This window comes from Streptomyces sp. NPDC058000 (assembly GCF_042886435.1).
Classification (GTDB): domain Bacteria; phylum Actinomycetota; class Actinomycetes; order Streptomycetales; family Streptomycetaceae; genus Streptomyces.
The window spans coordinates 1-13,998 of sequence record NZ_JBHVQS010000109.1 but is presented as its reverse complement, the minus strand read 5'-3'; the positions used below and the strand labels follow the sequence as shown (position 1 = coordinate 13,998).

Annotated in this window: 3 protein-coding genes; all 3 read right to left on the bottom strand. The window is 73.6% G+C overall.

The annotated features are described in order from the left end of the window. Positions 1 to 1,061 (bottom strand): beta-ketoacyl synthase N-terminal-like domain-containing protein (locus ACFVT2_RS42510; RefSeq protein ID WP_390027665.1); only part of this gene is annotated, 1,061 nt, incomplete at its 3' end. Between the two features lie 122 nt (positions 1,062 to 1,183). Next, the gene (locus tag ACFVT2_RS42505) at positions 1,184 to 12,748 is read right to left on the bottom strand and encodes an SDR family NAD(P)-dependent oxidoreductase (protein WP_390027663.1); all 11,565 of its coding nucleotides are present in this window, start codon (positions 12,746 to 12,748) and stop codon (positions 1,184 to 1,186) included. A 65-nt stretch (positions 12,749 to 12,813) separates the two neighbouring features. After that, positions 12,814 to 13,998 (bottom strand): KR domain-containing protein (locus tag ACFVT2_RS42500; RefSeq protein ID WP_390027661.1); only part of this gene is annotated, 1,185 nt, incomplete at its 5' end.

Sequence of the window (13,998 nt, the reverse complement as noted above, 5' to 3'; positions counted from 1 at the left end):
TGGGCTTCGATGGGGTCGCCGAGGGTGGTGCCGGTGCCGTGGGCTTCGACGGCGTCTATTTCCGATGCGGCTAGGCGGGCGTCGGTCAGTGCTTGTTGGATGACCTTCTGCTGGGCGGTCCCGTTGGGGGCGGTGAGGCCGTTGCTGGCGCCGTCTTGGTTGACGGCGGATCCGCGGAGCACTGCCAGCACCCGATGGCCCTTGCGCTGGGCATCGGACAGCCGCTCCACCAGCAGCATGCCGATCCCCTCGCCCCACGCCGTGCCGTCCGCTCCGGCCGCGAACGCCTTGCAGCGCCCGTCGGGGGCGAGCCCACGCTGCCGGCTGAACCAGATGAACAGGTCCGGCGTGGACAACACGGTCACCCCGCCGGCCAGCGCGAGGTCGCACTCGCCCCGGCGCAGCGACTGGGCGGCCAGGTGCAGCGCCACCAGCGACGACGAGCACGCGGTGTCGAGGGTCAGCGCCGGCCCTTCGAGCCCGAGGGCGTAGGCGAGCCGGCCCGACGCGATGCTGGTCGCATTGCCGGTCATGATGTGGCCCTCGTACTCGCGGGGCACGTCCTGGCGGTCCGGGGCGTAGCGCTGGGCGGTCATCCCGACGAACGTCCCGGTGCGGCTGCCACGCAGCGTCGCCGGATCGATTCCGGCCCGCTCCACGGCCTCCCAGGCGGTCTCCAGCAGCAGCCGCTGCTGCGGATCGGTCGCCACCGCCTCCCGCGGGCCCAGCCCGAAGAACGCGGCGTCGAACCCACCCGCGTCCGTGAGGAAACCGCCCTCCTTGACGTACGAGCGGTCCGGCCGGTCGGGATCGGGGTCGTAGAGGGCGTCCAGGTCCCAGCCCCGGTCGGTGGGGAACCCGGAGATCGCGTCGCCACCGTCCGCGATCAGCTGCCACAGGTCCTCGGGCGTCTCCACCCCGCCGGGGAAGCGGCAGCTCATCGCGACGATCGCGATCGGTTCGTGGCGCTCCGATTCCAGCCGTCGCAGGCGTCGGTTGGCCTGACGGAGGTCGGCGGTGGCGCGTTGGAGGTACTCACGGAGCTTCTGTTCGTTCGACATCGGTGGTCATCGCTCCCTGCTGGGTGGTGGTGCGGATACCGGGACGACACCTGGGTCGGGGCGGTGCGTCCGGCCGGGGCCGCACGTCCGGTGCGGCCCGGACGCGGGGCGGGGCGCACGCCTCACGTGGTCCCCATCTCCTGGTCGAGGGCCTCGAAGAGCTCCTCGTCCGTTGCCGTGAACAGGTCCTCGTCGGGCTGCGTCACCGCGTCCGCGCCGTCCTCGGATCCCCATCGGCTCATCAGTGCGCGCAGCCGCGCCATGACCTCGGTGTGGGCGGGGTCGCCCGACTCGTGGGCGGCGAGCACCGCTTCCACCGCGGCCAGTTCGGCGTGCGCCGACCGGTCGTTCGCCGCCGGCTCGTCCGGCCACAGCGCGCCCCGCAGATGGCTGACCAGGGCGTCCGGGGTGGGATGGTCGAAGACCAGCGTCGCCTGGAGCCCCAGCCCGGTCGCCGCGTTGAGCCGGTTGCGCAGCTCCACCGCGGTCAGCGAGTCGAAACCGATCTCCTTGAACGCGGCCTGCCGGCCCACCTTCTCCGGCTTGCCGTGTCCCAGGACCTGAGCGACGTGGGTGCGGACGAGATCCAACAGCGCCGTCTCGCGTTCCGCGGGCGGCAGCGCCGCGAGCCCTTCGCCGGGGCGCGCGGACGGTTCGGCGCGGTGTCCCGCCGCTCGGCGCGGTGCGGTGCGCACCAGCCGGCCGAAGACGCGCGGCAGTTGGCCCGCTGTCGTCTGGGCGCTCAGCGCCGCGAAGTCCAGGCGGGCGGGCAGCAGCACCCCGTCGGCCTCGCCGCGGGCCGCGTCGGCCCGTGCGGCGTCCAGCAGCGCCATGCCCTGCTCGGTCGAGAGCGGCGCCAGACCACTGCGGCCGAGTCGCGCGAGATCGCCCGCCGACAGTTGGTCCGTCATGCCCCCGCTCGGCGCCCACGTGCCCCAGGCCAGTGACACCGCGGGCAGCCCCAGCGAACGGCGGTACGCGGCGAGCGCGTCCAGGAAGGTGTTGGCGGCCGCGTAGTTGCTCTGCCCGGCGCCGCCGAGAAGGCCGGACGCCGACGAGAACATCACGAACTCCCGTAGATCCATGCCCAGTTCCAGGCTCAGCTGGTGGAGGTGCCATGCCGCGTCGGCCTTGGGGGCCAGCACGGTCGCCAGCCGGTCCGCGGACTGGGCGGCGATCACCCCGTCGTCCAGTACACCCGCGAGGTGGAACACCGCCGTCAAGGGGTGGCGCTCCGGGACGGACCCGAGGAGTTCGGCGAGCGCGGCGCGATCGGCGACGTCGCAGGCGGCGATCCGCACGGTGGCGCCGAGCCCGGTCAGCTCGGCCGCGAGTTCCGCGGCGCCCGGCGCCTCGGCCCCGCGCCGTGCGGCGATCAGCAACTGCCGCACGCCGTGCCGGGCGACCAGGTGGCGGGCGAGCGTGGCACCGATCGCACCGGTACCGCCGGTGAGGAGCACCGTCCCGTCCGGGGCGGCGCCCGGCGCGCAGCGGTCCTGCGGTGTCGCGGGCGGCTGCGGGCGACGGACGAGCACCGGCTCCAGCACCCGGCCCGCGCGGATCGCCAGCCGGGCCAGCCCGGTGGCCAGCGCGCTGGGCACCGCCCGGAGAGACGCCTCCGCGTCATCGAGGTCCAGCAGGACGAACCGGTCCGGATGCTCCGTCTGCGCCGAGCCGACCAGCCCCCACACCGGTGCCTTGGCGAGCTGCGGCACATCGCCGATCTCACCCGCCGCCACCGCTCCCCGGGTCACCACGACCAGCCGGGTCCCCGCGAACGCGGGCTCGGCCAGCCACTCCTGCACCAGCTCCAGGGCGGCGCACGCCGTGGTACGGACGGCCTGCGGAACATCGTCGGGAGAGCCTGCGGCCAGACCGATCAGGGCCACGTCCGGAACCGGGGCGTGCTCCTCGACCACGGCGGTGCGCAGTGCGGCGAGGTCCGGGTAGCCGGCGTATGCACGCGTCCCGGCGGGGATGCCCGTGTCGCCCACCAGCGCCCAACGCTGCTGCAACCCGGCGGAGTCGGTAGTTCCGGCAGGTAGCGGCAGCCAGGCGGGGGCGTAGAGGGGCGCCGCCCGGTGCGCGTTCGCCGCCGGCTGTCCGGCGACCGGGGCCAGGGTGAGTGAGGCGATGGCGCCCACCGGCGCGCCCACCGCGTCCGCGAACTCCACCTCGACGGTACGGCGGGTGCCGTCGCCGCCGGTGGCTTCGTCCGCGGACGTCACCTGTACGCGGAGCACCGACGCGCCGACCGCGTACAGCCGGGCCCCACGCCACGCATCGACCGTGGTCCCGGACCACTCCGCGTCCGCGGTGAAGCCGGCGCCGCCGAACACCGCGGCCAGCAGCGTCGGATGGACGGCATACCCGTGAGGCCCGTCCGGGTCGGCGGCCTCCTCACCGGACTCCGCGGGCAGCTCGATCTCGTAGTACAGCGCACCGCCCGACCGCCAGGCACCGTGCACCGCCACCGGACCCACGGCGTCGAGGAACGCCCCGAGCTCCGCACCGTCCAGCGGAGCCGCACCGGCCGGCGGCCAGGCCCGTTCCACCTCGTCCACCGGCGGTTGCGGCGCGGCCGGCGACGGCGCCAGGACGGCGGTGGCGTGGCGCGTCCACGGCGGTGCCTCCTCCGCCGTGAGGTCCGCGTGCTCCAGCCGCGCGGACAGGGCCACGGTGCGCCGACCGGCGTCGTCCGCGGTACCCACCGACACCTGAAGGTTCAGCGCATCGGCCGAACCTTCCGCCGGCAGCGTCAGCGGACGGTGCATCGTCAGTTCGTCGACCGCACCGCAGCCGCTGCGCGTGGCAGCGTGCAACGCCAGCTCCGCGACCAGCGCACCGGGGTCGGCCCCCACTCCGTACGGGGGCCCGGCGGTGAGCCGTCCGGTGAGCAACAGTCCTTTCCCGTCGGCGAGTTCGATGGTTGCGCCGAGGAGGGGGTGGTGGTTGGGGGTGAGTCCGAGGCTGGTGGTGTCGCTGGTGGTTTTGGGGGTGTCGAGCCAGTAGCGCTGGTGTTGGAAGGGGTAGGTGGGGAGGTCGGCGGGTGTGGTGGGTGTCTGGTTGAAGTAGGGGGTCCAGGTGAGGGGCGTGGTGTGGGTGTGGAGGGTGGCGAGGGTGGTGGTGAGGGCGTGGATTTCGTTGGTGCGGTGGTTGAGGGCGGAGGCGATGAGTGGGCTGTTGTTGCTGGTGGCGGTGGTGTTGTTGGTGGTGGTGTGGATGTGGGGGGTGAGGGTGGTGGTGGGTCCGAGTTCGAGGTAGGTGGTTGTGGTGTGGTGTTGGTCCAGGGTGGTGAGGGTGTCTGCGAAGCGGACGGTGGTGCGGATGTGGTGGGTCCAGTAGTCCGGATCGGTGAGTTGTTCGGCGGTGGCGACTTGGCCGGTGACGTTGGAGAGCACCGGGATGCGTGGGGTTTGGTAGGTGAGTGTGGCGGCGATGGTTCGGAACTCGTCGAGGATGGGGTCCATGTGGGGGGAGTGGAAGGCGTGGCTGACGCGTAGTGCGGTGGTGCGTATGCCTTGCTCTGCGAGTTGTTCGGCGAGGGTGTGGGCTGCGTGGTGGTCGCCGGAGATGACGAGTGAGGTGGGGCTGTTGATGGCGGCGAGGGAGAGGTGTTTGTTCAGGTGGGGGGTGATGTGTTCTTCGGTGGTGTTGAGGGCGATCATGGCGCCGCCGGTGGGTGCGGTTTGCATGAGGCGGGCGCGTGCGGCGATGAGGGTGGTGGCGTCGGTGAGGTTGAGGACGCCGGCGAGGTGGGCGGCGGTGAGTTCGCCCAGTGAGTGGCCGGTGAGGTAGTCCGGTTCCACTCCGAATGCGGTGACCAGGCGGTAGAGGGCGACCTCTAGGGCGAAGAGGGCGGGTTGGGCGTATTGCGTTTGGTCCAGTAGTGCGGCTTGTTCGCTGCCTTCCTCCGCCCACATCACGTCCTTGAGGGGCTGTTCCAGATGCGGCGTGAAGTGTTCGCAGACCTCGTCGAGTGCCTGGGCGAAGAGGGGGAACCGGTCGGCGAGTTCGCGGCCCATGCCGGGGCGTTGGCTGCCTTGGCCGGAGAAGAGGAAAGCGGTCTTCCCGCCGGTGGTCGTGGTCCCTGGGCCGTTTGCGATGCCCGTGATGATGTGTGGGTTGTCGTTGCTTTGTCCGGTGGCGATGGTGTTCAGTGCGGTGAGGAGTTCGTTGCGGTTTTCGGTGGTGATCACGGCGCGGTGTTCGAATACTGCTCGTTGGGTGGCCAGTGTTGCTGCGATGGGGGTTGCCGGTAGTTGCGGGCGTTGGGTGAGGAGTTCCCGCAGGTTGTTCGCCTGTTCGCGGAGGGCGGCGGCGTCACGCGCCGACAGCACCAGCGGTAGCCAGGGCTCGGCGGGCGTGGCCTCGTCGGTTGCGGGCGGCGGCAGTTGGTCGGCCAGTGGGGGTTCCTCGATGATGGCGTGGGCGTTGGTGCCGCTCATGCCGAACGAGGAGACCGCGGCCCGGCGCGGCCGGCCGGCCGGTTCCCACGGCCGGTCCTCGGTGAGGAGTTCCACCGCGCCGGCTTCCCAGTCCACGTGCGGGGTCGGGGCGTCGACGTGCAGGGTGCGGGGCAGTACGCCGTACCGCATCGCCAGCACCATCTTGATGACGCCGCCCACGCCCGCGGCGGCCTGGGTGTGGCCGATGTTGGATTTCAACGAGCCGAGCCGGAGCGGCTGTTGGCGGTCCTGGCCGTAGGTGGCGAGGATGGCCTGGGCCTCGATCGGGTCGCCCAGGGCGGTCCCGGTGCCATGGGCCTCCATCGCATCCACGTCGGCCGCGGCCAGGCCGGCATCGGCCAGTGCCTGCCGGATGACCTTCTGCTGGGCGGTCCCGTTGGGGGCGGTCAGGCCGTTGCTGGCGCCGTCCTGGTTGACGGCGGAACCGCGGACCACGGCCAGCACCTGGTGGCCGTTGCGCCGGGCGTCGGAGAGCCGTTCCAGGAGGAGCAGGCCGACGCCTTCGCCGAACGCGGTGCCGTCCGCGCCCGCGGCGAACGCCTTGCACCGTCCGTCGGCGGACAGTCCGCGTTGCCGGCTGAACCAGACGAACAGATCGGGCGTCGCCAGTACGGTGGCACCGCCGGCCAGCGCGAGGTCGCACTCGCCCCGGCGCAGCGACTGGGCCGCCAGGTGCAGCGCGACCAGCGACGACGAGCAGGCGGTCTCCACGCTCACCGCCGGACCTTCGAGCCCGAACGAGTAGGCCAGTCGGCCGGACGCGACGCTGCTGGCGCTGCCGATCCCGAGGTACCCCTCAAGATCGTCCGGCACCGAGGAGAGGCGGGCGGCGTAGTCGGTGCCCACCATGCCGACGAAGGTCCCGGTGCGCGTGCCGCGCAGCTGATCGGGGCGGATGCCGGCCCGCTCGAACACCTCCCAGGCGGTCTCCAGCAGCAGCCGCTGCTGCGGATCGGTCGCCAGCGCCTCCCGGGGGCTGATGCCGAAGAACTCCGGGTCGAACAGGGCGGCGTCGTGCAGGAAGCCGCCCTCACGGGCGTACGAGGTGCCCGCGTGGTCCGGGTCCGGGTCGAAGAGGGCGTTGAGGTCCCAACCGCGGTTGGTGGGGAAGCCGGTGATCGCGTCGCCGCCGGCGGCCACCAGCCGCCACAGATCCTCGGGGGTGGCGATGCCGCCGGGGAAACGGCAGCTCATGGCGACGATGGCGATGGGGTCGTCGGTGTCCCGGCCGCCACCGTTGCCGGTCGTGGCGGCCGGGGCGCCCTGGGCATCGTCTGTGCCGGTACCCAGGATCTCGGTCAGGAGGTGTGCGGCGAGTGCGGTCGGGCTGGGGTGGTCGAAGGCGATGGTGGCGGTCAGCCGCAGGCCGGTGGCGGTGCTGAGCCGGTTGCGCAGTTCGACGGCGGTGAGCGAGTCGAAGCCGATGTCCTTGAACGCCCGGTCGGCGCGCACCGTGTCCGGCGACTCGTGCTTGAGCACCGCGGCCACGTGCTGCCGGACGAGCGCCAGCACCGTCTCGTGACGCTGCTCGGCGGGCAGTTCCACCAGCCGGCGACGCAGCGACGCACCGCCCTTGACCGGCCGTGCGGCACCGGAGTGCAGGGTGCTCAGCACGGAGGGCAACGCCCCCGCGACGGCCTGCGCCCGCAGTGCCGGAGCGGACAGCCGGACCGGGGCGAGGAACCCGTCCTCGGCGCGGGTGCCGGCGTCGAGGGCGGCGAGCGCCGGTGCGTCGGGCAGGGGGACGAACCCGGCGAGCAGGGCCCGTTCCGGATCGACGTTCTCGCTGCGCTCCCACGGCCCCCAGCCGAGCGCCAGGGCGGGGAGCCCGGCGGCGCGGCGGTGTCCGGCCAGGGAGTCGAGGAACGCCGCGGCGGCGGCGTGCGCGGCCCGGCCCGACCCGCCGACGGTGCCGGCCACCGAGGAGAAGAGGACGAAGTGGTGCAGGTCCCGGTGACGGGTGCGGAGGTGGAGGTTCCAAGCGGCGGCGGCGGTGCTCCGCAGCACCGAGGCCAGTTGCGCCGGGGAGCGTGAGGACAGCAGACCGTCCGCGGCGCCGGCGGGGACATGCACGACGGACGTCAGGGGATGGTCGGCGGGGACGGCCGAGAGCAGCCGGTCCAGCGCGTCGCGGTCCGCGGCATCGCAGGGGACGACGTCGAGGTGAAGGTCGTCGACATTGCCGCCGACGTCGAGGTCGGTCAACTCCGCGGTGAAGTGCGCAAGAGCGGATTCCTCGGAGGCCGGGACGGCGGCGAGCACGTGCCGGGCACCGCGGCGCAGGACGAGGTGGCGGATCACCGCGGCCGCGGTCGGGCCGGCGCTGCCGACGACCAGCACCGTGCCCTCGGCACCGAGCGGCGGCACGGCCCGTTCTCCGGACGGCTGTCGACGGACCAGGCGGGGGGTGAGCAGCGCGCCGCCGCGTACGGCAACCTGGCTCTCCTGGGAGGCCACGGCGGCGGCCAGGGTCTCCGGGGACGCGTCGGCGTCCAGGTCCACCACGCCGAACCGGCCGGGCTCCTCCAGCTGAGCGGTGCGCATCAGGCCCCATACCGGCGCCGCTTCCGGACGGACCGGTGCCGGGGTGTCGGGTGGCCCGGCGGCCACGGCGTCACGGGTGAGGACGACCAGCCGCGACGATCCGAACCGAGCGTCAGCGAGCCAGAGTTGGGCGAGTTCCAGGACGTGCTGCGCGGTGGCGACGGCACGTGCGGGGACGTTCGACGTCTCGTCGTCGGAAGCATCGGAGGAGTTGGAAGCGTTGGGTGCCTCGGGTGCCTCGGGTGCCTCGGGTGCCTCGGGTGCCTCGGGTGCGGCGGATGTGTCGGATGCGTTGTTCGCGGCGTCCGCCGCATCGGTAGTGGTGCCGGTCTCGGCATCGACCGTGGCGTCGGCCGTGGTGTCGACCGCGGCGATCACCACCTCCGGCAGTGGCTCGCCCGCCGAGATCGCTGCCGCCAGGGCCGCGAGATCCGGGTACGCGGGAGCGTCCTGCGGCACCGGTGCGTCCCCGGGCGGGCCGAGGACCGCCCAGCCCGAGGTGTCCGCCGGCGCGGTGGCGGCCCGGACGGGCTGCCAGTCCACGGCGTGCAGCACATCGCGCGGGAGGGCAGGCCCGCCGCCGGCCGCCAACTGCTCGGACGACACCGGGCCCAGCGTCAGGGTCTCGACGCCCGCCAGCGGGGTGCCCTCCCCGTCGGCGATCCGCACCCGCACCGTAAGGTCGTCCGACTGCGCGGCCGCCCGCTCTCCCGGTTCCGGTTCACCCGGTTCTGGGCCCGGTCGCCCCGGCTCCGGTCCGTTGACGGGTGCCAGATGGACCCGCAGCGTCGCGCTGCCCGCGGCCGCGGCCGAGGCCGATACCCCGTGCCAGGCGCGCGGCAACCGCGGCCCCGGGGACGTGCCCCGCCCGGCGAGCGCGACCAGGGGGCGGAGCGCCGCGTCCAGCAGCACCGGGTGCAGGGAATGCCCCGCACCCGCACCTGAACCCGCCGCCGCTCCGGTTGCGCTTCCCGGTCCGGTTCCCGCTCCGGTTGCGCCTCCGGTTGTGCCTCCGGAAGTTCCGCCCGTGCCGTCCGGCAGTTCGGTCTCCGCGTACACGTGGTCGCCGTAGCGCCACACGCGGCGCAGGGCGTCCGCCGTCGGCCCGTGGTCGAGGCCGGCCGCGGCCAGCGTCTGCTCGATCTCGTCCACGGGTACCTCGACGGCACCGTCCGGCGGCCATGCGGTCAGTGCCGCCTGCTCCCGCAGATCGTCCGCGGCGTTGTCGTCGGGGGCGAGCACCGCGGTGGCGTACCGGGTCCAGGGCAGGGCCGCCGTATCCCCGATCTCCGCACCCCCGGTCCCCGCGTCCCCGGCCTCCGCACCACGCGTTCCCGCACGGGGCCCCGCCGTCCCGTCACCCGCGGACCGCGGCGCCTCGGCGCGGGCGTACAGCGTCACCTGCCGCTCACCGGCCGCGTCCGGCTCCGCCACCACCAGTTGGAGTTGGAGGTCGTCGTTGTCGGGCACGGCCAGCGGCCGCTCGTGGACCAGTTCCCGCAGCTTTGGGTGCCCGGTCCGGCGACCGGCGTGCAGGATCAGGTCGAGCACCGCGGTGCCCGGCACCAGCGGGTATCCGTCGAGGCGGTGGTCCGCCAGCCAGGGGTGGGTGCGTCCGGCGATGCGTCCGGTGAACAACAGCCCGTTGCCGCCCGCCAGTTCCACCGCCGCACCCAGCAGCGGATGGTCCGCCGCTCCCAGGCCGGCGGACGTCACGTCGCCGCGCGGTTCGGGGGTGTCCAGCCAGTAGCGGCGTCGCTGGAAGGCGTAGGTCGGCAGGTCCACGCGGCCGGTTCCGGTGCCCGCGAACACCACGGACCAGTCCACCGCCAGCCCGCGCACGTACGCGTCGACCAGCGACGTCACGAAGCGGTCCGGGCCGCCCTCGTCCCGCCGTAGCGAGCCGCTGACCACCGTGCCGGGCACGTCCGCGGCGTCGATGGTCGCCTGGACGGCCATGGTGAGCACCGGGTGCGGGGTGGCCTCCACGAACGCCCGGTGCCCGGCCGCCAGCAGCCCCCTGAGCGTGGGTTCGAACCGTACGGTGTGCCGCAGGTTGCGGTACCAGTACGCGGCGGTGAGCTCCCGGGTGTCCAGCCGCTCGCCGGTCACCGTCGAGTGGAACGCGACCTTCGACGGGCCGGGCCGGATGTGCGCCAGCTCGGCCAACACCCGTTCCCGCACCGCCTCCACGTGCGCCGAGTGGGAGGCGTAGTCGACCGGGATCGCCCGGGCCCGGACGTCCTGTGCCCGGCAGGTCTCGATCAGCTCCGCCAGCGCCGCCGGCTCGCCGGCCACGACCACCGTGTCCGGCCCGTTGACCGCGGCCACCGACAGCCGCTCACCCCAGCGGGTCAGCAGCTCTGCGACCCGCTCGGCCGACAGCTGGACCGACGCCATACCGCCGCCGCCCGCCAGCGCCGTCAGCGCCTTCGACCGCAGCGCCACCACCGTGGCGGCGTCCGCCACGGTGAGCGCGCCCGCCACACAGGCAGCCGCGATCTCGCCCTGCGAGTGCCCGATGACCGCGGCCGGCCGTACCCCGGCGTGCTCCCACAGGGCGGCCAACGACACCATCACCGCCCACAGCGCGGGCTGCACCACATCGACCCGGTCCAGCGACGGCGCCCCGGTGGTCCGCCGCAGCACGTCCGTCAGCGACCAGTCGACATGGGGTTCCAGAGCGCGGGCGCACTCCTCCAACCGCTGCCGGAACACCGGGCTGTGGTCGAGGAGTTCGACCGCCATGCCGTCCCACTGCGACCCCTGGCCGGGGAAGACGAAGACGGGCTTCGGGGAGCCGGACAGCACGGCCGTGCCGGCCACCGACTCCGCGGGGACCTCGCCCACGGCGATCCCGGCCAGCTGCCCGAGCAGGGCCTCCCGGTCCCGGCCGATGACCGCGGCCCGGTGCGGGAACGCCGAACGGCCGGTCGCCAACGAGTGGCCGAGGTCGGCGAGGCCCAGCTCGGGCCGGGCCGCGACGAACTCCCGCAGCCGTTCCGCCTGGTCCCGCAGCGCCTCCTCGGAGCGGGCGCTGAGCGGCCACACCACGGGGCCCGGCTCGGCCAGCGGCACGACATCGGGGACCGCGGGCAGCCCGCCGCCGTCGGTCGGGGCGGCCGTGGGGACGGTCGGTGCCGCTGCCCCTGCCATCCCCGCGCCGCCGCCCGCGGTCGCCGTCCGACCTCCGGCCGGCTCCTCGGCCGGCGCCTGTTCGAGGATCACATGCGCGTTGGTGCCGCTGATGCCGAACGACGACACCCCGGCCCGGCGCGGCCCGGCCACCGCCGGCCAGGACTGCTCCTCGCGCAGCAGCGCCACCCCGCCCGCTTCCCAGTCCACCAGCGAGGTGGGCCGGTCGCTGTGCAACGTGCGCGGCAGTCTGCCGTGCCGCATCGCCAGCACCATCTTGATGACCCCACCCACGCCCGCCGCCGCCTGCGTGTGGCCGATGTTCGACTTCAACGATCCCAGCCACAGGGGGCGCTCGGCGGAATGTTCCGTGCCGTAGGTCGCCAGCAGCGCCTGTGCCTCGATCGGGTCGCCGAGCCGGGTACCGGTGCCGTGCGCCTCCACCACGTCCACGTCCGCCGCGGACAGTCCCGCGTTGGCCAGCGCCGCCCGGATCACCCGTTGCTGGGACGGCCCGTTGGGCGCCGACAGCTGACTGCTCGCGCCGTCCTGGTTGGTGGCGCTGCCGCGGAGCACCGCCAGGACCGGATGCCCGTTGCGACGGGCGTCCGACAACCGCTCCAGCACGACCAGCCCGACGCCCTCACCCCAGCCCGTGCCGTCCGCGCCCTCGGCGAACGCCTTGCACCGACCGTCCGGCGACAGCCCGCGCTGCCGGCTGAACTCGACGAACAGATTGGGCGTCGCGATGACCGTCACCCCGCCCGCCAGCGCCAGCGAGCACTCGCCCTGCCGCAGCGACTGCGCCGCCAGGTGCAGCGCCACCAGCGACGAAGAGCAGGCGGTGTCCACCGAGACCGCGGGCCCTTCCAACCCGAGGGTGTACGACACCCGGCCGGAGGCGACGCTGCCCGCGCTGCCGGTGCCGATGAACCCCTCGAAGCCGTCCGGGAACGTGTGCATCCGCGACCCGTAGTCGTCGTACATGACCCCCGCGAACACCCCGGTTCGGCTGCCGCGCAGCGACACCGGATCGATGCCCGCCCGCTCGAACGCCTCCCAGGCGGTCTCCAGCAGCAACCGCTGCTGCGGGTCCACGGCCAACGCCTCCCGCGGGCTGATCCCGAAGAACTCCGCGTCGAAGTGGTCCGCCTCGTACAGGAACCCGCCGTGCCGGGCGTAGGAGGTGCCGGTGTGGTCCGGGTCGGGGTGGTGGAGGTGGTCGAGATCCCAACCGCGGTTGGCGGGGAACTCCCCGATGGCATCCCGGCCTCCGGTCACCAGCTCCCACAGCTCCTCGGGCGAGCTCACCCCACCCGGATAACGGCAGGCCATCCCGACGACCGCGATGGGCTCCCGGCCGGCCGACTCGACCTCCGCCAGCCGCTGCCGGGCCTGAAGCAGGTCGTTGGTCACCCGCTTCAGGTAGCCGCGCAACTTCTCCTCGTTCGACGGGGGCACCTGGGTCGTGCCGTCGTTTCGCGCATTCCCCGCGCCGTCGTTCCCGGTGCCGTCGTTCGGTGTGCGCTCGTTCGCCATGCGACGTCAACTCTCCTTGACATTCCAGGTGGTGAGGGCCGTGACCCGGTCGCTCGGTTACTCCGTCACTCAGTCCCGAGCTCGGTGTCGATCAGCCGGAAGATCTCGTCGTCGGTGGCCGCGTCCAGCCCGTCCGCGCCGACCGTGCCGTTGGCGCCCAGGGCACCGAGAACGCCGTCCAGGTCGACGGGATCGCCGGGACTGCCGGGGCTGCCGGGGTCCGCGACCGTAGTTCCCGCCCCCGCCTCGGCCCCGGAGCCCAGCTGTCGCAGTACGGCCCGGAGGCGGTCCGCGACCGCGGTGCGGGCCGGAGCGTCACCGGCCAGGGCCGGCAGAGAAGCCTCGATCAGGTCCAGTTGGGCGAGCACCGTCGCGTCGGACGGTTCTCCCGTGCCCGGCACCGCCAGTGCGGCGACCGCCGGCGCCAACTCATCCCGGAGGTGTGCGGCCAGTGCCCCGGCCGTCGGATAGTCGAAGACCAGCGTGGTCGACAGCCGCAACCCGGTCTCGACACTGAGCCGGTTGCGCAGCTCCACCGCGGTGAGCGAGTCGAAGCCCAGGTCGAGCAGCCCGCGGTCCTCCGGCACGGCGGCCGGCTCGCCGCGCCCCAGCACACCCGCGATCGCGGAACGCACCAGGTCCAGCGTCACCTCGCGCTGCTCTTCGGCATCGTGGCCGACGAGTCGCCCGGCCAGCAGCTCGGCCGGCGTCGCGCCCGCGCCGCCCCCGTTCCCGGTGTCGCGCCCGCCCGGGGCCTGACCACCACCGCTCGCCTTGCGCGCCCCGGCGGACGGGACGGCCCCGACAGCCCCACGGACGAGGTCACGCAGCACGGACGGGACCGGCCCGGACCCCGAACGCAACGCGGCGGTGTCGATCCGCGCCGGAACCAGCAGGGGCCGTTCACTGCCCAGCGCCTCGTCGAACAGTCGCAACGCCTCGTCCGGCGCCATCGCGACCACCCCGATCCGCCGCATCCGCGCCAGCTCGGCCCCCTCCAGCGCGGCACCCATCCCGCTCTCCCCCCACAGTCCCCAGGCGAGGGAGGTGGCGGGCAGTCCGCGGGCGCGACGGTGCTGGGCGAGGGCGTCGAGGTAGGTGTTGGCGGCAGCGTAGTTGGCCTGTCCGGCGTTGCCGATGGTGCCGGCTATCGATGAGAAGAGGATGAAGTGGGTGAGGGGGTGGTTTTGGGTGAGGTGGTGGAGGTGGTGGGTGGCGGTGATTTTGGGGTGGAGGGTGGTGGTGAGTTG

Coding starts and splice junctions, on each gene's coding strand:
- ACFVT2_RS42505 (WP_390027663.1), bottom strand. CDS start 12,748: ATGGCGAACGAGCGCACACCGAACGACGGCACCGGGAACGACGGCGCG.